The organism is Kitasatospora sp. NPDC093806 (assembly GCF_040683335.1).
In the GTDB taxonomy this organism is placed as follows: domain Bacteria; phylum Actinomycetota; class Actinomycetes; order Streptomycetales; family Streptomycetaceae; genus Kitasatospora.
The window spans coordinates 1-18,576 of record NZ_JBFBDO010000079.1; the positions used below are offsets into that span (position 1 = coordinate 1).

At 75.3% G+C, this 18,576-nt stretch carries 13 protein-coding genes; 9 read left to right on the forward strand and 4 right to left on the reverse strand.

The genetic code is table 11. The features are described 5' to 3' along the window. The first annotated feature begins 39 nt into the window (after positions 1-39). Both AB0N76_RS28625 and AB0N76_RS28630 read left to right on the forward strand, forming a co-directional pair. A complete protein-coding gene (locus AB0N76_RS28625) occupies positions 40-5,685 on the forward strand; it encodes an amino acid adenylation domain-containing protein (RefSeq protein ID WP_363561878.1) in 5,646 nt (1,881 codons plus the stop codon). After that, the gene (locus AB0N76_RS28630) at positions 5,682-8,915 is read left to right on the forward strand and encodes an amino acid adenylation domain-containing protein (protein WP_363561880.1); all 3,234 of its coding nucleotides are present in this window, start codon (positions 5,682-5,684) and stop codon (positions 8,913-8,915) included. The genes AB0N76_RS28625 and AB0N76_RS28630 overlap by 4 nt, the downstream gene beginning before the upstream one ends. A 66-nt stretch (positions 8,916-8,981) precedes the next feature. Here AB0N76_RS28630 and AB0N76_RS28635 read toward each other — a convergent pair whose 3' ends face one another. Continuing rightward, on the reverse strand, positions 8,982-9,590 hold the full coding sequence (locus AB0N76_RS28635) for an SRPBCC family protein (RefSeq protein WP_363561882.1): 609 nt from the start codon (positions 9,588-9,590) through the stop codon (positions 8,982-8,984). A 139-nt stretch (positions 9,591-9,729) separates the two neighbouring features. Here AB0N76_RS28635 and AB0N76_RS28640 point away from each other — a divergent pair, with 139 nt between their 5' ends. After that, positions 9,730-10,398: a TetR/AcrR family transcriptional regulator gene (locus tag AB0N76_RS28640; RefSeq protein WP_363561884.1), complete on the forward strand. Its 669-nt coding sequence runs from the start codon at positions 9,730-9,732 to the stop codon at positions 10,396-10,398. Between the two features lie 33 nt (positions 10,399-10,431). Here AB0N76_RS28640 and AB0N76_RS28645 read toward each other — a convergent pair whose 3' ends face one another. After that, the gene (locus AB0N76_RS28645; RefSeq protein ID WP_363561886.1) at positions 10,432-11,589 is read right to left on the reverse strand and encodes a helix-turn-helix transcriptional regulator; all 1,158 of its coding nucleotides are present in this window, start codon (positions 11,587-11,589) and stop codon (positions 10,432-10,434) included. A 310-nt stretch (positions 11,590-11,899) separates the two neighbouring features. Between AB0N76_RS28645 and AB0N76_RS28650 the strand changes: the two genes are divergently transcribed. The 3 genes from AB0N76_RS28650 to AB0N76_RS28660 all read left to right on the forward strand — a co-directional run bounded on the left by AB0N76_RS28650 (position 11,900) and on the right by AB0N76_RS28660 (position 13,855). Next, positions 11,900-12,478, forward strand: a complete 579-nt coding sequence (locus AB0N76_RS28650) for a CHAP domain-containing protein (protein ID WP_363561888.1) — start codon at positions 11,900-11,902, stop codon at positions 12,476-12,478. Positions 12,479-12,524: 46 nt separating this feature from the next. Further along, positions 12,525-12,923: a peptidase inhibitor family I36 protein gene (locus AB0N76_RS28655; protein ID WP_363561890.1), complete on the forward strand. Its 399-nt coding sequence runs from the start codon at positions 12,525-12,527 to the stop codon at positions 12,921-12,923. 185 nt (positions 12,924-13,108) lie between these two features. Next, positions 13,109-13,855: a hypothetical protein gene (locus tag AB0N76_RS28660; protein ID WP_363561892.1), complete on the forward strand. Its 747-nt coding sequence runs from the start codon at positions 13,109-13,111 to the stop codon at positions 13,853-13,855. Between the two features lie 38 nt (positions 13,856-13,893). Here AB0N76_RS28660 and AB0N76_RS28665 read toward each other — a convergent pair whose 3' ends face one another. Further along, positions 13,894-14,928 carry a saccharopine dehydrogenase NADP-binding domain-containing protein gene (locus AB0N76_RS28665; RefSeq protein ID WP_363561894.1) on the reverse strand — a complete coding sequence of 345 codons (1,035 nt, stop codon included), beginning with the start codon at positions 14,926-14,928 and terminating at the stop codon, positions 13,894-13,896. 111 nt (positions 14,929-15,039) lie between these two features. Between AB0N76_RS28665 and AB0N76_RS28670 the strand changes: the two genes are divergently transcribed. Continuing rightward, positions 15,040-15,996, forward strand: coding sequence for a helix-turn-helix domain-containing protein (locus tag AB0N76_RS28670; protein WP_363561896.1), 957 nt, complete (start codon positions 15,040-15,042; stop codon positions 15,994-15,996). 21 nt (positions 15,997-16,017) lie between these two features. Here AB0N76_RS28670 and AB0N76_RS28675 read toward each other — a convergent pair whose 3' ends face one another. Continuing rightward, a complete protein-coding gene (locus AB0N76_RS28675) occupies positions 16,018-16,254 on the reverse strand; it encodes a hypothetical protein (protein ID WP_363561898.1) in 237 nt (78 codons plus the stop codon). A gap of 283 nt (positions 16,255-16,537) precedes the next feature. On the opposite strand from AB0N76_RS28675, the gene AB0N76_RS28680 reads away from it, so the two are divergent. Both AB0N76_RS28680 and AB0N76_RS28685 read left to right on the forward strand, forming a co-directional pair. Next, positions 16,538-17,743 (forward strand): histidine kinase, encoded by a 1,206-nt coding sequence (locus tag AB0N76_RS28680; protein ID WP_363561900.1) that lies wholly within the window; start codon positions 16,538-16,540, stop codon positions 17,741-17,743. Continuing rightward, positions 17,740-18,414: a response regulator transcription factor gene (locus AB0N76_RS28685; RefSeq protein WP_363561902.1), complete on the forward strand. Its 675-nt coding sequence runs from the start codon at positions 17,740-17,742 to the stop codon at positions 18,412-18,414. The genes AB0N76_RS28680 and AB0N76_RS28685 overlap by 4 nt, the downstream gene beginning before the upstream one ends. Positions 18,415-18,576 lie beyond the last annotated feature (162 nt).

The following is an 18,576-nucleotide window of genomic DNA, read 5'->3' on the forward strand; positions in this document are numbered from 1 at the left end:
CCGGGCGCGGCGGAGGCGTCAGCGGAGCCGTCGGCAGGGGTGCCGGCGGAGGCGGCCGGGCTGTCCGCGACCAAGCGCGCCCTGCTCGCCCAGCGCCTGCGGGCCGCCTCGGCCGCCGCCTCCCCGGACGCCTCCGCCGGCACCCCTGCCGACGGCTCCGCTGACGCCTCCGCCGCGCCCGGACCCGCCGCCGCGCCCGCCCGGACCGGGACGGTCCGGCCGCCCGGCACCCTGCCACCGCTCTCCAGCGGCCAGGAACGGCTCTGGTTCATGGACCAGTTCGCGCCCGGCTCCACCGCGTACACCCTCGCGCCGGCCCGCCGGCTGCGCGGGCCGCTGGACCGCCCCGCGCTGGACGCCGCCCTCACCGACCTGGTCGCCCGGCACGAGGCGCTGCGGATGACCTTCCCGGGCACGCCCGAGGGCACCGCGGAGCTCAGGATCGCCGAACCCGCCCCGGTGACGGCCGAGTTCATCGACGCGGGCGCCGAGCCGGACCCGGCCGCCCGGGCCGCCCGCGAACTCGCCGACCTGGTGGCGCGGCCGTTCGACCTCGCCGCCGGACCGCTGCTGCGCGCCCTGTTGGTCCGCACCGCGCCCGACGAGCACGTGCTCGCCCTGGTCATGCACCACATCGTCAGCGACGGCTGGTCGCTGGACATCCTGCACCGCGAACTGGACGCGCTCTACGCCCGGCACGCCCACGACGCACCGGACCGACTCGCCCCGCTCCCGGTCCAGTTCGGCGACTACGCGCACTGGCAGCGCGAGCGGTTGGCCGGCCCGGCGCTGGCCGCCTCGCGGGCGTACTGGCGGGAGGCGCTGCGCGAGGTGCCGGCCCTGGAGCTGCCCACCGACCGTCCGCGCCCCCCGGTGCTGACCTTCGACGGGGCCGCCCTGGAGTTCCACTGGAGCCCCGAACTCGGGCGCGGAGTCAACGAGTTGGCGCGCTCGGCGAACGCCTCCGGGTACATGGTGCTGATGGCCGCGCTGCAGACCCTGCTCGGCCGGCACGCCGGCCGGCGGGACTTCGCGATCGGCTCGGCGGTGGCCGGCCGACTGCACCGCGAACTCGAAGGCGTGGTCGGCCTGTTCGTCAACATGCTGCCGATCCGGGCCCGGCTGGAGGGCGATCCGACCTTCGCCGAACTGCTCGGCCGGGTCCGCGAGACCACGCTCGACGCCTACACCCACCAGGAGGTGCCGTTCGAGCAGATGGTGGCCGATCTGGAGATCGAGCGCGACGTCAGTCGCTCGGCCGTCTTCCAGGTCAGCTTCGCCTTCCAGAACTACGGCGACCGCACCGCCGCCGCCACCGGCTCTCCCGACGCCCCGACCGCCGAGAGCTTCGGCCACGAGGCCGCCACCACCCGCACCGACCTCGCCTTCTACCTGCGGGAGAAGTCCGACGGCGGCCTGTACGGGCTGCTCACCTACCGCACCGACCTGTTCGACGCGGCCACCGTCCGGCGCCTGGTCGAGCGCTTCGAACTGCTCGTCGCGGCCGCGGTGGCCGATCCGGCGCGCCCGGTTGCCCGGCTGCCGCTGCTCACCCCCGGCGAGCGGCGGGACGTCCTGGAGCGGTGGGCCGCCGGGCCGGAACTGCCCGACCCGGCCGGCCGCCCGGACACCCTGACCGCCCTGCTCGCCGACACCGCGCGGGCCCACCCGGACCGCCCGGCCCTGGTGTTCGAGGACCGCACGGTCGACTACCGCGACCTGGAGGAACGGGCCACCGGCCTGGCCCGCCGGCTGCGGGCGCTCGGCGTGCGGCCCGACGACCGGGTGGCGGTCTGCCTGGAGCAGTCGCCCGAACTGGCGACGGCGCTGGTCGGCGTGCTGAAGTCCGGCGGCGCCTACCTGCCGTTGGACCCGGAGCAGCCGCCCGCCCGGCTCGCCCACCTGGTCGCCGACGCCGGGGTGCGGGTGCTGGTCACCGACTCCGCGCTGCGCGAGCGCTTCCCCGGTTACACCGGCACCGAACTCCTGCTGGACCTCGACCCGGTGGAGCGGGACCCCGAGCCGCTGGACGAGGTCTCCGGCCCGGACCACCTGGCGTACGTGATCTACACCTCCGGCTCGACCGGCACCCCCAAGGGCGTCGCCGTCCAGCACCGGCAGATCCTCAACTACCTGGCCGGGGTGCGGGATCGGCTGCGGATCGAGCCGGGCGCCGGCTACGGGCTGCTGCAGTCGCTCTCCTTCGACTTCAGCATCACCATGCTCTACCTCGCACTGAGCACCGGTGGCCGGGCCCACCTGCTGCCGCGCCGCATCGCCGGTGCCGAACTCGCCGACCTGGTCGAGGAGTTGCGGCTCGACTACCTCAAGATGACGCCCTCGCACCTGGCCGCGCTCGGCGCCGACGCCCCGCTGGAGCGGCTGCTGCCGCGCCGGGCGCTGGTGCTCGGCGGCGAGGCCTCGGCCTGGCCGTGGGCCGCCGAACTGGCCGCGCTCGGCCGGTGCGCCGTCTTCAACCACTACGGGCCGACCGAGGCGACCGTCGGCGTGACCGTGCACGAGGTCACCGCGGACTCCTCCGGCCCCGACGGCACCCCGACCGGCAGCACCCCGATCGGCACCCCGCTCGCCGGGGCCCGCTGCCACGTCCTCGACGAGGCGCTCCAGCCGGTGCCGCCGGGGGTGACCGGCGAGCTCTACCTGGGCGGCGACCGGCTGGCCCGCGGCTACCTGGGCCGCCCCGACCTGACCGCCGAGCGCTTCCTCGACGACCCGTTCGGCGCGCCCGGCGACCGGCTCTACCGCACCGGCGACCTGGCCCGCTGGCGCGCCGACGGGACGCTCGACTACCTGGGCCGCGCCGACGACCAGATCAAGGTCCGCGGCTACCGGGTGGAGCCCGGCGAGATCGAGGCCGCCCTGACCGCCCTGCCCGGCGTCACCCAGGCCGTCGTGCTGGCCCGCGGCGAGGGGCTGCGCCAGGCCCTGGTGGCCTACCTGGAGCACCCGGGCGAGGCTCCCGCGCCGACCACCGCCGAGCTGCGCGACGCCCTGGCCGGGGTGCTGCCCGACTACATGGTCCCGGCCCGCTTCGTCGTCCTCGACCGGCTGCCGCTGCTCGCCCACGGCAAGGTCGACCGGCGCTCCCTGCCAGAGCCCGAAGAGCCCACCGCCACCGGCGAGTTCGTCGCGCCCGAGGGCGAGGCGGAGGAGTTCCTGGCCGCCCTGTGGGCCGAACTCCTCGGCGTTCCCCGGGTCGGCGCCCTGGACGACTTCTTCGAACTCGGCGGCCACTCGCTGCTCGCCACCCAGGTGGTCGCCCGGCTGCGCCGCGCCTTCCCCGAACTCCCGACCCCGGTCGGGGTGATGGACCTCTTCAAGTACCCGACCGTGCGCCGGCTGGCCGCCCTGGTCAGCGACCCGCACGCCGACCGCGGACCGCGCCGGCTGCTGCACAAGCTCACCCCGGAGGGCCGCCGCACCACCGCCAGCCTGGTCTGCACCCCGTACGGCGGCGGCAGCGCGCTGATCTACAAGCCGCTCGCCGACGCCCTGCCCGCCGACTGGGCCCTGCACTCGCTCGCCGTCCCCGGCCACGAGCTGGGCGAGGAGGCGATGGACATCGACGAGGTCGCGGCCGGCTGCGCCCAGGAGATCCTGGACACCGTGGAGGGCCGGATCGTCCTGTACGGCCACTGCGGCGTCGGCGTCCGGCTGGCCGTCGAGATCGCCCGGCGGGTCGAGGCGGCCGGGCGGGAGATCGAGGCCGTCCACCTCGGCGGCATCTTCCCGTTCGCCCGGCCGCACGGGCGCGGCGCCGCCGTCGGCGAGTGGTGGGCCCGCACCGCCGACCGGCTGCGCAGCGACCAGGGCATGATCAACGCCCTGGCGGCGGCCGGTCTGGACACCGACGAGGTCGGCGTCGAGCAGCTGCGCCTGATGGTGCGCAACCGGCGGACCGGCACCCGGGAGGCCGAGCAGTACTTCACCCGGCTGTTCGAGAGCGCGGACGGCCGGATCGCCGCACCGGTGTACGCGGTGTGCGGCGACCGCGACCCGGCCACCGAGTTCTACCAGGAGCGGTACCGCGAGTGGCACCGGCTCAGCGACACCACCGGCGTGGTGGTGCTCGACGAGGCCGGCCACTTCTACCTCAAGTACCGGGCCGCCGAGCTGGCCGAGATCCTCACCACCGTGCACCGCTCGGTGGCGGCCGGCGAGGAGGAGCGGCACGAGCGCACCGAGGGCGCCACCTGGTGGCTGGCCGGGCTCTCCCGGGACGGCGATTCCGCCGTCCCCAGTGCCACCTCGTCGGTGCGTCCGACCATGCGCCGCTTCCTCGGTGTCGCGGCCGGCCAGCAGATTTCGATGATCGGCTCGGCGCTCACCGAGTTCGCGCTGCCGGTCTGGATCTACCTGACCACCGGCTCGCTCGCCCAGTTCGGCCTGCTGGCCGCCTGCGGCCTGGTGCCCGGCATCCTCACCGCGCCGGTGGCCGGCGCCCTCGTGGACCGGGGCGACCGGCGCCGGATCATGCTCTACGGCGACCTCGCGGCCGGCCTCACCCAGGCGGTGATGCTGCTGCTGTTCCTGACCGACGGCCTACGGGTCTGGCACGCGTACGTGCTGATCGCCGTGCTCTCCACGGCGCTCACCTTCCAGCGGCTGGCCTGGAACTCGGCCGTCCCGCAGCTCGTCCCGAAACGTTTCCTCGGGCGGGCCAACGGCGTCGTCCAGATGGCGTTCGGACTGGCCCAGTTCCTGGTGCCGCTGTTCGCGGTCGGCCTGCTGGCGGCGCTCGGCCTCGGCGGCATCCTCGCCCTCGACGTCGCGAGCTACGTGGTCGCCACCGCGGTCACCCTGGCCGTGCGCTTCCCGGACGTGATGGCCGCCCGACGGCGGGAGAGCGTCACCGCGGAGATCCGGGCCGGGTTCCGGCGAGCGCTCGGCAGCCGGCACTTCCGGGCCATGCTGCTGTTCTTCGCCGTCCTCAACATCTTCCTCTCCCCGTTGTTCCTGCTCACCACCCCGCTGGTGCTGTCCTTCGCCCCGCTCGCGGCGGCCGGCTGGGTGTCGGTCGCGGCCGGACTCGGCGCCGTCCTGGGCGGTCTGACCCTGCTGGTCTGGGGCGGACCCCGGCGGCTGCGGCTGCGCGGCGTCCTGCTCGCCACCCTCGGCCTGGCCGCCGCCTGCCTGGTGACCGGCCTGCGGCCCGCCGTCCTCCCGGTCGCGCTCGGCGCCTTCGGCATGGCGTACGGACTGGCCCTGGTCAACGGCGTCTACGCGACGATCGTGCAGACCAAGGTGCCGCTGCGCTTCCACGGCCGGGTGATCGCCGTCAACACCATGGTCGCCTGGTCCACCCTGCCGGTGGGTTTCGCCCTCGTGGCACCGCTCGGACCGCGGCTGGTCCAGCCCTGGATCGAGGCGGACGGCCCGCTCGCCGACACCGTCGGACGCCTGATCGGCACCGGCGAGGGGCGCGGCATCGGCCTGCTCTACCTGCTGTTCGGCCTGGCCATGGCGCTGCTGGTGCTGGCCTGCCTGGCCGTCCCGGCGCTGCGCCACTTCGACCGCGACGTCCCCGACGCCGAGCCGGACGACCTGGTCGGGCTCGCCACCCTCTCGGCCCGCGCCGAGGATGCCACCCCGGCCGCCGCCGCCCTTCCGCTCCCCGCCCGTGCCCCTGAGCCCCGCACCGAAACCGAGGCCGCGACCCGATGACCACCACCCAGCACACCGGCGCCGCCCGCCCCACCGAGGCCGTCCACCCGCTCACCGAGGAGCAGCGGCGGCTCTGGTTCCTCCAGCAGCTCCACCCCGCCGACGCGGGCTTCAACATGTACCTCTGCCGGAGGTGGAGCGGCCCGCTGGACCGGTCCGCCCTGCGCACCGCGCTCGACCGGCTGACCGCCCGGCACGAGACCCTGCGCACCCGCTTCGCCCTGCACGGCGAGTCCCCCGTCCAGCTGGTCGAACCGCCCGCCGCCGTCCCGCTCGACCTGGTCGAGCTGCCGCCCGGCGCCGGTGAGCGCGACTTCACCGAGGCCTGCCGCCCGGCCGTCAACGCGCCCTTCGACCTGGCCGACCGCCCGCCGCTGCGCGCCGTCCTGGTCTCGGCCGGGCCGGACGAGCACGCGCTGGCCCTGGTGGTACACCACATCGTCTCGGACGGCTGGTCGTTCCGGATCCTCTGGCGCGAACTGCTCGCCCTCTACCGGGAGGCGCTCGGCGAGGCGCCCGCCGAGCTGGCCCCGCTCGCCGTGCGGTACGGCGAACTCGCCCGCGCCGAACAGGAACGGGCGGCCGCCGGCGGCGCCGAGACGGCGTTCCGCTACTGGGCCGAGAAGCTGGCCGGCACCGGCCGGCTGCGGCTGCCGCTGGACCACCCCCGCCCGGCCGACCCGGCCCACCCGGCGGGCTTCGCCACCACCGTCCTGGACCCGGACCTCACGGCGGCCCTGGACGGCCTGGCCCGCCGCGAGCGCTGCACCCCGTTCATGGTGCTGCTCGCCGCCTACCAGTGCGTGCTGGCCCGGTGGACCGGCACCACCGACTTCCTGGTCGGCACCCCGCTGGCGGGCCGGACCGAGGCCGCGCAGGAGGCGCTGGTCGGCTACTTCGCCCGCACCGGCGTGATCCGCGCCGACCTCACCGGCGAACCCGACTTCCGCGCCGTGCTGCACCGGGTCCGGACCGCCACCCTGGGCGCGCTGAGCCACCAGGACGTCCCGGTGGAGCGGCTCGCCGCCCACCTGGGCCTGCCCGCCGAGGCCGGCGCGGCGCCGCTCTACCAGGCGGTGTTCGTCCACCAGAGCCAGTACGACCTGGCCGGCGAGGACGGCGGCGCACCGCTGCCCGCCGGGGTCCGCACGGCGTCCATGGACTCCGGCTTCGAGCGCGCCAAGACCGATCTGCTGCTGGACAGTTGGCGCACCCCGGACGGCGGGCTGACGCTCTCCTTCTGCTTCGACCGGGAGGTCTTCGAGGAGTCCACGGTGGCCGCGCTCGGCGCCCGCTGCCGGGCGCTGCTCACCCTCGTGGTCGACGACCCGACGCTGCCGCTGCACGGGGACTGGCTGATCGGCCCGGACGAGCGGGCCGCGCTGCTCGCCCTCGGCACCGGACCGGAGCCGGGCGCCGTCCGCCCGCTGCTGTCCCGCTTCGCCGAACGGGTCGCCGCCACGCCCGCGGCGCCGGCCCTGGAGTGTGCCGGACGGACCCTCTCCTACGCCGAACTCGACCGGCGTGCGGATGAGTTGGCCGCCGAGCTCGGCCCGGCGGCCGGCCGGCTGGTGGGCGTACGGGTCGCGCCGTCCTTCGAGCTGGTGGTGGCGCTGCTCGCGGTCTGGAAGGCCGGGGCCGGCTACCTGCCGCTCGACCCCGCCCACCCCGAGGAGCGGCGGCGGCTGATGCTCCGCGAGTCGGGCGCGGCGCTGCTGGTGACGGACGAGGGCGGGGCCGGGCTGCGCGTCGAGCCCCCGGCCGCCCCGTCGGCTCCCGCCGAGGACCACACCGGCCTCGCCTACGCGCTCTACACCTCCGGTTCCACCGGCACCCCCAAGGCGGTGGCCGTCGACCACGCGGCCCTCGCCGCCCGGGTCGACTGGATGGCCGGGCCGGACGGCTACCGGCTCACCCCCGACGACCGGATCGTGCAGTTCGCCTCGATCGGCTTCGACACCCACGCCGAGGAGCTGTGGCCCGCGCTCGTCTCCGGCGCCTGCGTGGTCCTGCTCCCCGACGGCGGCCGCACCCTGCCCGAACTGCTGCGCGGCCCGCACGGCCCGTCCGTCACCGTGCTCGACCTGCCGACCGCCTACTGGGAGGAGCTGGTCTCGCTCGACGAGCAGACGCCGTGGCCGGCCGCGCTGCGGCTGGTGGTGCTCGGCGGCTCCGAGGCGCGCGCCGGCTCCGTCGCCCGCTGGCGGGAGCGGCACGGCGACACCGTCCGGCTGGTCAACACCTACGGGCCGACCGAGGCCACCGTCATCGTCACCGCCGGCGACCTCGGCGCCCCCGACGCCACCCACCGCCCGCCGCTCGGGCGGCCGCTGCCGGGGGTGCGGCTGTACGTGCTGGACGAGCGCGGCGACCTCCTGCCGCGCGGCTCGGAGGGCGAGCTGCACATCGGCGGCGACGGGCTGGCCCGCGGGTACCTGGGCCGGCCGGACCTGACCGAGGCCGCGTTCCGGCCCGACCCGTTCGTGGCTTACCCGTTCGTGGCTGACCCGCTCGCAGCCGATCGGTTCGCGGCCGATCGGTTCGCGGCTGCCGGCGGTGGGCGGCTGTACCGCACCGGCGACCGGGCCCGCTGGCGCTCGGACGGTCTGCTGGAGTACCTCGGCCGCACCGACGAGCAGGTGAAGCTGCGCGGCTACCGGATCGAGCCGGCCGAGATCGAGGCCGCGCTCACCGCCCACCCGGGGGTGGCCCGGGCGGCCGCCGTGGTGCTCGGCGGCCGCCGGCTGGTCGGCTACGCCGTCCCCGCGCCCGGCGCCTCCGCACCCGCTCCGGCCACCCTGCGCGAGCACCTGTCCCAGCGGCTGCCGGCCTACCTGGTCCCCGACGCCGTCGTGCTGCTCGACGCACTCCCGCTCACCGTGAACGGGAAGCTGGACACGGCCGCGCTGCCGGAGCCCGCGCCCGCCGCGTCGAGCGCCTACCTCGCCCCGCGCACCGACGCCGAGCAGCTCGTCACCGAGCTGTGGCAGGAGGTCCTGGGCCTGCCCCGGGTCGGCGCGCTCGACGACTTCTTCGAACTCGGCGGGGACTCGCTGCTGGTGACCCGCGTGGTCGCCCGGATCCGGGCCGGCGTCGGCCTCGACGTCCCGATCCGGGACGCCTTCGAGCTGTCCACCGCCGCCGCCTTGGCCGCCCGGATCGAGGAGTTGCTGATCGCCGAGATCGACGCGCTGAGCGAGGACGAGGCCGCCGACCGCCTCCACGGCTGACCCCCACCCGCCGCCGGGGCGCGGGCGCGTCCAGCGCCTCCGTCCATGCGCCTGCCAGTGCGCCCGTCAGTGCGCCTGCGCCTCGGCGGCGGCCTTGAGGTCGGCCAGCCATCCCTCCAGTCCCGCCCGGAGGATCCCGGTCGCCGTCGGGACGTCGGCGTCCACCTGCGGCCCGGTGTGGGTCTCCTCGGTGCTCACCCGGACGCCGCCCCGGACTTCGGTGAACCTCCACACGTGCACGCCGTCGATGTGGAGCCCCTCGCCGACCGCCGGACCGGTCCAGCGGATGCAGGCGCCGCGTTCCACCTGGCGGACCGTCGAGGTGATGTCCAGTTCGGTGGCCGGGATCCCGGGCACCGGCGGCACCGGGACCGTCCAGCGGAACGCCGAGCCCGCCCGGAAGCGGCCGTGGTCGAGCCGCTCCGCGCTCGTCACGGGGCCCTGCCAGGACGGCCAGCGCTCGACGTCGGTCTGCAGCCTCCACACCACGGGCAGCGGCGCGTCGATCACCGCCTCGGTCCGGTAGCGCACCTTCGCGGCCGGGTCGACGCCCTCCCCTCGGCAGCTGAGCGGCTTGGCGGGCCGGGCGGTGGCGGGCGCGGCGGGCGCGGCGGCGCCGCCCAGCAGGCCGACGACCAGCGGAACCGCGATGACAGCGGCACGGATACCCAACATGGCATTCCCTTCTCTATAGCCAGTAACTCCTGTTAGAGGTTCTAGCGCCTCACCGCACCGATGGTCAATAGCTTCCGTGATACCTTCTAACCAACCCATGACCATGTAACGCGACGACGGACAGCGAAGGCGGCACGCCATGGCCCAGACGGACGACACCCCTCGCGAGCGCTACCGCGCCCAGGTACGCGCCGAGGTCATGGCGCACGCCTGGGAGCAGATCGCCACCGCGGGGGCCTCCGCGCTCTCCCTCAACGCGATCGCCAAGCAGATGGGCATGAGCGGTCCCGCCCTCTACCGCTACTTCGCCAACCGCGACGAGCTGATCACCGAACTCGTCCGCGAGGCCTACCGCAGCCTCGCCGACACCCTCCGCGCGGCCGCCGACGACGGCGCCAACCTGACCGGCCTCGCCCGCGCCCTGCGCACCTGGGCCCTCGCCGACCCCCAGCGCTACCTGCTGATCTACGGCACCCCCGTCCCCGGCTACCAGGCCCCCGAGGACACCACCGCCATCTCCGGCGAGATCATGGCCACCCTGCTGACCGCCTGCACGGCGGCCCTCCCCGCGGACGCCCGGGACACCCCGCCGACCCCGTTCACCGCCCACCTCGCCGACCACCGCAGCTGGGCCGGCGACCACCCCGCCCCGCCCGCGGCCCTCCGACTCGCCCTGGCCTTCTGGACCCGCCTGCACGGCGTCCTGTCCCTCGAACTCGCCGGCCACTTCACCGGCATGGGCTTCTACCCCGCCACCCTCTTCGAAGCCGAACTCACCGACCTGCTCGCCCAGCCCGGGCACGGCTGACGGCTCACCCCGGGCCAGGCCACCGGACCGGCCTCAGCAGGGAACGTCGCCGCGGCAGCGCCACAGGGTCTCGCGCTCCGGGTAGACGTGGGCGTTCGGGGAGAGCGTGTGGCCGACCCAACCCTGGCCGTTCCCGGCGGCGACGAAGGCCTCCGCCTGGTAGGCGAGCGGGGTGCTGCGGCGAGGTGTGACGCACTCCGCCGGGTCGCTGGTGAAGGTGGCCCCCGGGGCCACGGTGGTGTGCACGACGGAGCGTCCGGGGTCGCAGGAGTGCAGGACGCCCGCCCAGAAGCCGGCCACCTTCGCGGTCACCTCGACCGGCGCGTCCGTCGGATTGTCGACGCGCACCGCGAACAGCACCTGCCCGGGCTGCACCATCGCACAGGCGCGCAGCAGGGTGCCGGACGGCCCCTCCTTCGGCGCCGAGCAGCGGCTGTCCCCGCCGAGCGCGCCGACCTCCACCCCGTCGGCGAAGCCCGCGATCGGTCTGGGGGTCACCGGCGCCGACCCGCGCCGCTCCGCGCTCGCCGACGGCGCCGTCACCGACGCGGTGTCAACGGGCCCGCCGTACCCCGCCCACAACACCGCTCCACCGGCCACGGCCGCGAGCGCCAGGCCCCCGAACGCCAGCCCCCCGAACGCCGCGCCCCGCCGGCGCGGCCACCACCACAACGCCCACCACGCCGTCCACCACGCCGCCCGCCGAACAGCCGGCGACTCCTCGGCGGGCGCCGGGCCCACCGGGGCGGCAGCCTCGGGGACCGGGTCGGCGGTAGCGGCGGTAGCGGCGATAGCGGCGGTGGCAGCGGGTGCCTCGGCGGCAGCGGCGGTACGGCGCGCCGCGCGGCGGTCGCGCAGCTCGTGGTCCGCCGCCAGCTTCGCCTGGGCGTGCCAGCGTTGCCAGCGGGCCAGTTCCGCCGGGTCGGCGCGGAAGATCCGGGCGAGTTCGGCGAGCACGGCGAGGTCCGGCAGTTCGGTGCGGCCGGGGTCGAGGTAGCGGCTGATCGAGGAGGTGCTCAACCCCCGGACGTCGGAGCCACCGAGCCGGTCCCGCAGCCGGGCCACCACCCGGTCCAGGGACAGGTGCGACGCCCCGAGTCGGTCGTTCAGTGCCCGGACGAGCAGCGTCCTGGGGTGGTCCGGCTCCTCCTTCGCGGCGTCCGTGCTGCCGTCCGACGGTCCGTCATGCATGCGCTGTTGTCCCACTCGCTGTCCCAGTGTCCATCGTTTCCGCAGGTCGGAGCGGTGGGATGGGACGTGGGAGAGCGCCGGGACGCCGCACCGGCCGGAGGGCCTGGTGCCGGCCCGCGGACGTCCGCAGGATGGGTCCCACGACGTCACACCGACTCGCAGATCTCGCGGATCCCGCAGATCCGCCGACTCGCCCACTCCCGCCGTGCCACCGCCTCCCGGTCCCCGCATGCCCCCGGGCATGTTCGCCCGACTGTAGGCGGCGATCGGGAGGCAGGCAGGGCCGGTTCACCCCAATGGAGGAGCTCTCATGAAGCTGTCCCGGCGCACCCCGACCGCCGCCGCGCTGGCCGTCCTCACCGTCCTGCCCGCGCTCGGCGTGGCGGCCACCGCCCCGGCCGCGTCCGCCGCCACCGTCCGCGACCGCGTCGTCTCGGTGGCCCGGGCGGAGATCACCCCCGAGGGCGGGTCGCCCGAGGAGTCCGGTTCCTGCGACAAGTACTTCGCCTACCACAAGAACGGCGGATCCTGCGCGCAGACGCCGTGGTGCGCGGCCTTCGCCGAGTGGACGTGGCACCGGGCCGGGATCGAGGAGACCCCGGACGTCCTCGCCGCGCGCGGCATCGGCAAGTGGGGCAAGCAGCACGGGCTGTTCCACCAGCGCGGCGGCTACACCCCGAAGCCGGGCGACCTGGTCATCTACGGCGAGCCGGACGGCGGCACGCCCGGCCACGTCGGCGTGGTCGTCGCCGTCCGCCCCGACGGAACCCTCGACACCGTCGACGGCAACCTCGGCGACGCGGTCGCCCACCGCACCCGGCTCGACCCGTCGAGCGTGCGCACCAACCACCAGCCCGTCTCCGGCTACGTCAGCCCGCCCGGCGCCTGAACCCCCGCACGACTCCCACACCCCTCACTCGGAAGGACCGATCACCATGGAACGCACCCGTCGACGCCTGGGCCTCGTCGCCGCGCTCGCCGCGGCCGGCGCCGCCCTGATCACCGCCCAGCAGCCCGCCCACGCCGCCCTCGACCCGTGGTCCTGCGTGGACGGACGGGTCTGCGCCTACAGCGGCCCCAACGGGACGGGCCAGGTGTGCGCCTGGCCCTACGACGACCCGGACTGGCAGGCCGGCGACACCTGCAGCTGGTCCGCCACGACCAAGGTCCGCTCGGTGTTCAACAACGGCAAGTCCGGCCGACCCGTCGCCTTCTTCACCGGCGCGAACTACACCGGTCAGCGCGTGGTGTGCACGGCGGCCGGCGCGAGGGGCAACTTCTCCCAGAACGGCGGCACCGGCGTCCACCTCCGCTCCCACCGCTGGGAGTGCTAGACCCCGCGGAGCACAGCGCCGCCCCCGCACCGAGTCGAACGGTGCGGGGGCGGCGCCCGTCCGCGTGCCCGGTCGTTCAGGTGAAATTCCCGCGCGGCGACCGGCGGCACCGGACGCCCCGGGAAGCCTCCTGCGTGACGGCCGCTCGGTCGGAGCGGCCGCACCGGATCCCGGAGACCTCCCCCATGCGCCTCCTCCCCCGCTCCGCCGCGCTCGTCGGAGCCGCCGCGGCCGTCGCCGCCCTGGTCGGCCCGGTCCCGGCCGCCACCGCCATCACCGTTCCCCCGCGCCCCCCGGCCGGCCGGTACCTGAACCTGCACCAGTGCGTCTTCGACTCCTTCCGCCCGGCGAGCTTCGACCTGATGACCACCGTGGTCCCGAGCGGCGACGGGCGCTTCACGGCCGGCACCAACGTCTCCGACACCGTGGACCCCGACCCCGTCTGCGGCGCCGGGGACGGCACCTACGTGCCCAACGTCTACCGCGCCTCCCAGGCCTACGACCTCACCGCCGGGCGCTATCTGAACCTGCACCAGTGCGTGTTCTTCAGCCCCTACAGCCAGACCCACCTCACCACGGTGGTGGCGACCACCGACCGCAAGTTCGTCGCCGGCACCAACGTCTCCGACACCCGTGACACCGCCCCGTGGTGCAGCGACGGCGGCCTCGTCGACCCCCCGATCCCGTTGCTGTCCAGCGCCTTGCCCCTGGACCTGACCGCCGGGCGGTACCTGAACCTGCACCAGTGCATGTACTACTTCCTCGGCCGCCAGGACCACTTCACGACCGTCGCGCCGAGCGGCGACGGGCGCTTCCGGGCCGGGACGAACGTCTCCGACACCCCCGACACCAAGCCCGCCTGCGCCCCCGGGGACGGGCAGTACAACCTCATCCCCCTGCTGTCGGGCGTCAAGGCCCTGCCCATCCGCTAGGAGTCCAGGGGTCGTCGACGGCCGGCTCGCCGGGCGCGTCAGCCGACCGGGGCCGGCTCGGACACCACGTGCGGGGCGAGCGCGCGCAGGAAGTCCGGCGCGTCGAACAGTTCCCCGGCCGCGACGACGCCGAGCGCCCCGGTCCGCCCGGCGAGGATCCGTTCCACGGCCTCGACCACCAGCGGCGCCGTCACCGCGTAGATGTCCCGGCCGCTCGCCGCGGCCCGCCGCTCCTCACCGCCCCGGCGGACCACGACGTCGACCAGGAAGGTCTGCGCCGACCGTCCGCTCTCGTCGACCGCCGCCGGGGCCCGGGTGTCCGGGTCCGCGACGTCCCGGGCCGCCTCCACCGTCATGTAGGTGCGGACCTCGGGGACGGCCAGGTGGCTGCCGACGGTGACCACGTCCACCATGGTGAACTCCCCGATCACCGCCCGCGCGCCCAGCGGCTCGGGGAACCGCCACTCCAGCACGGGCAGTTCGTCCTCGTGATGTTCCAGCCGGCCGTTCGCGTACCGGACCCGCCGCTCGCCGCGCCGCTCCCGGGAGACCGCGCCCGCCACCCGCGTCCCCGCCGTCGGGTGCCAGCTGCTGAGGCCGTAGGCGATGTGCACCTCGTCGGCCGCCGTCCAGTCCCCCATCGCCGCGGTGGCCAGCAGGTCGCCGAGCCCGCCGAAGAACGCCATCGAGGGGACGACCACCGTCCCGGCGGCCTCCGCCCGCTCGCGGTAGCGGGCGAACGCGTCCGCGCTCGCCTCGATCTCCCCCGCCACGTCGAGGTACGGGATCCCGGCCCGCAGCGCCGCCTCGATCAGCGGCCCCGCCGTCACGGCGAACGGCCCGGCGCAGTTGACCACGGCCACCGTCCCGGCGAGCGCCCGGTCCAGCGCGGCCGGATCGTCCGCCGCGGCCGGACGCGCCTCCAGCCCGGTCTCCTCGGCCAGCGCCTCCAGCTTCCCTCCGTCCCGCCCCGACAGCACCGGGACGAACCCGCGCTCCCGCAGTTCCGCCACCACGAACCGCCCGGTGTGCCCGTTCGCCCCGTACACCGCGACCGCCTGCCCGGCTCCCATGCCGCTCCCCTTCCATCCCGTCCGACCTCTCCGGTCCGACACGACCATCCTCAGCTCCCAGGCCACCCCGCCACGAGTGTCCGGAACGACAGCACCCATACAATTCCGGACATGGACACCGCCGGCACCATCGCCCTGGCCGTCACCGACGGCATGCTGCCCTTCGAACTGTCCCTGGCCTGCGAGGTCTTCGGCTCCGCCCCGGCCACCCTGCCCGGCCCCTGGTACGACCTCACCCTCTGCGGCCCCGGCCCCGTCCGGGCCGGCCGGTTCCTGCTCCACCCCGACCACGGCCTCGACCGCCTCGCCCGGGCCGCCACCGTGATCGTCCCCGGCTGGGCCGACGTCGACGTGGACCCGCCCGCCGAACTGGTCGACGCCGTCCGCGCGGCCCACGCCGCGGGCGCCCGGGTGGCCTCGCTCTGCACCGGCGCCTTCGTCCTGGCCGCCGCCGGCCTGCTCGACGGCCGCCGCGCCACCACCCACTGGGCCCACACCGACGCCCTGGCCGCCCGCCACCCCCGCGTCCGCGTCGACCCGGACGTCCTCTACGTCGACGGCGGCAGCGTCCTCACCTCGGCCGGGAAGGCCGCCGCCCTGGACCTCTGCCTGCACCTCGTCCGGCTCGACCGGGGCTCCGCGGTCGCCAACACCGTCGCCCGCCGCCTGGTCGTCCCGCCCCACCGCGACGGCGGCCAGGCCCAGTTCGTCACCACCCCGGTCCCCGCCCCCGACCACCACCCGCTCGCCGACGTCCTCCCCTGGGCCCTGGCCCGCCTCGACCAACCCCTCACCGTCGAGGACCTCGCCCGCCGCGCCCGGATGAGCTCCCGCCACCTCGGCCGCCACTTCCGCGCCGCCACCGGCACCACCCCGCTCCAGTGGCTGCTCACCCAACGCATCCGCCGCGCCCAGGAGTTGCTGGAGACCACCGGCGGCACCATCGACACCATCGCCACCGCCACCGGCCTGGGCACCGCGACCACCCTCCGCCGCCACTTCACCCGCTCCGTCGGCGTCCCCCCGGACACCTACCGCCGCACCTTCCGCTCCCGCCCCACGCGCTGACCCCACCGGCCACCCGGCGCCTCAGTCCCCGATGAACCAGAGGCAGCTCCCGGGCGTGCTCGCGCAGGCCTTCAGCAACGCCGCGAGGTCGTTCACGGCAGCCGTCTCCGATGCGTCGGCGCACCGCCGCAACAGACCCGGAATCTCGCCGAGCGCGACTTCCGCCTCCTGCTCGTCGAACTGTGTATCGCCATAGGGATCCACCCACGAGAGCCTGCCGGAACCGTTCGCCTCAAGCTTCTCCAGCACCTGCGCCAACGCTTCGCCATGCTCGTACGAGCCCCGCAGAAGTGAGGCCCTGGATTTGGCCGAGTTGTTTCGTCCGTCATCCGGGCCATGGGGCGGTCGGCGCCTCATACCTGAGAGCCAGGCCGAGAACGGCTCCGCAGCGGGAGGCTGGGCGGTGGGTCGGCTCCGTAACGTGGTGACCGGATGTGCCCCGGCCGGGGCGGGACGGTGAACGAGTCGGACGATCGGGCTGGAGAATACTGACGGTATGAACGGGTATGGGAGGCGGTCGGTGCGCGGAGTGCTGCACACCGTGCGGAAGGATCTGTTCACCACGGCCCCGCAGCCCATGCCGCCCATGGGCGCGCCGGGACCGCTGAGGTGGCTGCCGCACGGTGCGGTCGGCGCGGTGGCGGTCTTCGCGGCCGTCTCCGCCACCGAGGACATCCCGCTGCGCCCCGTCGGGATGTTCCACGCCGCGCTCCTGGTAGCGGCCCTGCGCCGCCCGCTGCCGGCCTGGTGGCTGTCGCTGGTGATGCTGCCGGTGTTCTCGCTGTACCCGCCCTTCGCCCCGTACACGGGCTGGGCTTGGGCCGTGCAGGCCGGGCTGTCGTTCCTGGTCGCGCTGCGCAACCCGCCGCGGGTGACGGCCGAGACGGTGGCACTGGGCACCGGGCTGCTGCTGGGGCTGCAAGTGGTCGGCGGACGGATCGGGCCCTGGTACTTCACCGCGATCGTGCTCGCGCTGTTCGCCCTCGTCGTGGCCGCCGCGACCGCGGTGCGCCGGACGCGGGAGGTCCGCGCCCGGCTGGCGGAGCAGGAGCGGGCCCTCTCCCAGGAGCGGGCGCAGCGCACCGTCCTGGAGGAACGTGCCCGCATTGCGCGCGAGTTGCACGACGTGGTCGCCCACCACATGTCGGTGATCTCGATCCAGGCCGAGGCCGCCCCGTACCGGGTCGCGGACCCGCCCCCGGAACTGGTCGCGGCGCTCGCCGACATCCGCGCGGGCGCCCTGGAGGGACTGACCGAGCTGCGCCGCCTCCTCGGCGTGCTGCGCTCCGAGGACCGTCCCGGCGGGCGTGGTCCCGAGGCTCCGCAGCCCACCCTGGAACGGCTCGACGACCTGCTCGCCGGGGTGCGCGCGGCCGGGCTCGACGTGCGGGCGGCGGTCTCCGGGCCGCGCCGTCCGCTCCCCGAGGGCGTGGAGCTGTCGGCCTACCGCATCGTGCAGGAGTCGCTCAGCAACACGCTGCGCCACGCCCCGGGTGCCGCGGCCCGCGTCGAGCTGACGTACACCGACGCCACCCTCCGGCTGCGGATCCGCAACGGGCCCGGCGCCGCGGCCGCCGCGCCCTCGCCGGGAGCCGGGCACGGCCTCCTGGGCATGCGCGAACGTACCGCGATGCTCGGCGGGGAGTTCTCCGCCGGCACCACCCCCGACGGTGGCTACGAGGTCACCGCGCTACTGCCGGTGCCCGCCGCCCCGGCCGTCCGAACAGGCAGGGAACAGACCGCATGACGATCCGAGTGATGATCGCCGACGACCAGGCGATGGTCCGCGAGGCCTTCTCGGTGCTGCTCGGCGCCCAGCCCGGCATCGAGGTGATCGCGACCGCCGTGGACGGCTTGGACGCGGTGGCGAAGGCCGAGGAGCTCCGCCCCGACGTGATCGTGATGGACATCCGGATGCCCGGGTTGAACGGCATCGAGGCCACCCGCCGGATCACCGACCAGGCCGACCTGCCGACCAGGGTCCTCGTCCTGACCACCTTCGACCTCGACGAGTACGTGTACGAGGCGCTGCGGGCCGGCGCCGGCGGATTCCTCCTCAAGGACGCCTCCGGGGTCCAACTGGCCGAGGCGGTGCGCGTCGTGGCCGCCGGGGACGCGCTGCTGTCGCCCGGGCTCACCAAGCGGCTGATCGCGGAGTTCGCCCGGCTGGGCGGCTCAGCGAAGCCGCCGGCCCGGGTGCGGATCGACGTCCTCACCAACCGCGAGACCGAGGTGCTCGTGCTGGTCGCCCGGGGGCTTTCCAACGCGGAGATCGCCGCCGAACTCGTCGTCGCCGAGCAGACCGTCAAGACGCACATGGGCGGCATCCTGCAGAAGCTGCACCTGCGGGACCGCACCCAGGCCGCCGTCCTGGCCTACGAGACGGGACTGGTCGTTCCCGGCCGCACCGGTCTGTGATCCCGCGCCGGTGCGGCGGCACGGGCCGGGGCCGCTCCCGCCGACCCCCTACCCGAGAGCTGCTCCGGAGAACGGCTCCGCGGAGTGAGGACCGCGCGGGCGCCGGCTTCCTAGCGTTGATGTCCGAGCCGGTCCTCGCCGCCGCCGTGTGCGATCGCGAGG

Bases quoted from the DNA above. Each gene is read 5' to 3' on its own strand.
- AB0N76_RS28640 (WP_363561884.1), top strand. From the start codon at position 9,730: ATGGCCCAGACGGACGACACCCCTCGCGAGCGCTACCGCGCCCAGGTA.
- AB0N76_RS28650 (WP_363561888.1), top strand. From the start codon at position 11,900: ATGAAGCTGTCCCGGCGCACCCCGACCGCCGCCGCGCTGGCCGTCCTC.
- AB0N76_RS28665 (WP_363561894.1), bottom strand. From the start codon at position 14,928: ATGGGAGCCGGGCAGGCGGTCGCGGTGTACGGGGCGAACGGGCACACC.
- AB0N76_RS28645 (WP_363561886.1), bottom strand. From the start codon at position 11,589: ATGCATGACGGACCGTCGGACGGCAGCACGGACGCCGCGAAGGAGGAG.
- AB0N76_RS28660 (WP_363561892.1), top strand. From the start codon at position 13,109: ATGCGCCTCCTCCCCCGCTCCGCCGCGCTCGTCGGAGCCGCCGCGGCC.
- AB0N76_RS28630 (WP_363561880.1), top strand. From the start codon at position 5,682: ATGACCACCACCCAGCACACCGGCGCCGCCCGCCCCACCGAGGCCGTC.
- AB0N76_RS28670 (WP_363561896.1), top strand. From the start codon at position 15,040: ATGGACACCGCCGGCACCATCGCCCTGGCCGTCACCGACGGCATGCTG.
- AB0N76_RS28685 (WP_363561902.1), top strand. From the start codon at position 17,740: ATGACGATCCGAGTGATGATCGCCGACGACCAGGCGATGGTCCGCGAG.
- AB0N76_RS28655 (WP_363561890.1), top strand. From the start codon at position 12,525: ATGGAACGCACCCGTCGACGCCTGGGCCTCGTCGCCGCGCTCGCCGCG.
- AB0N76_RS28635 (WP_363561882.1), bottom strand. From the start codon at position 9,590: ATGTTGGGTATCCGTGCCGCTGTCATCGCGGTTCCGCTGGTCGTCGGC.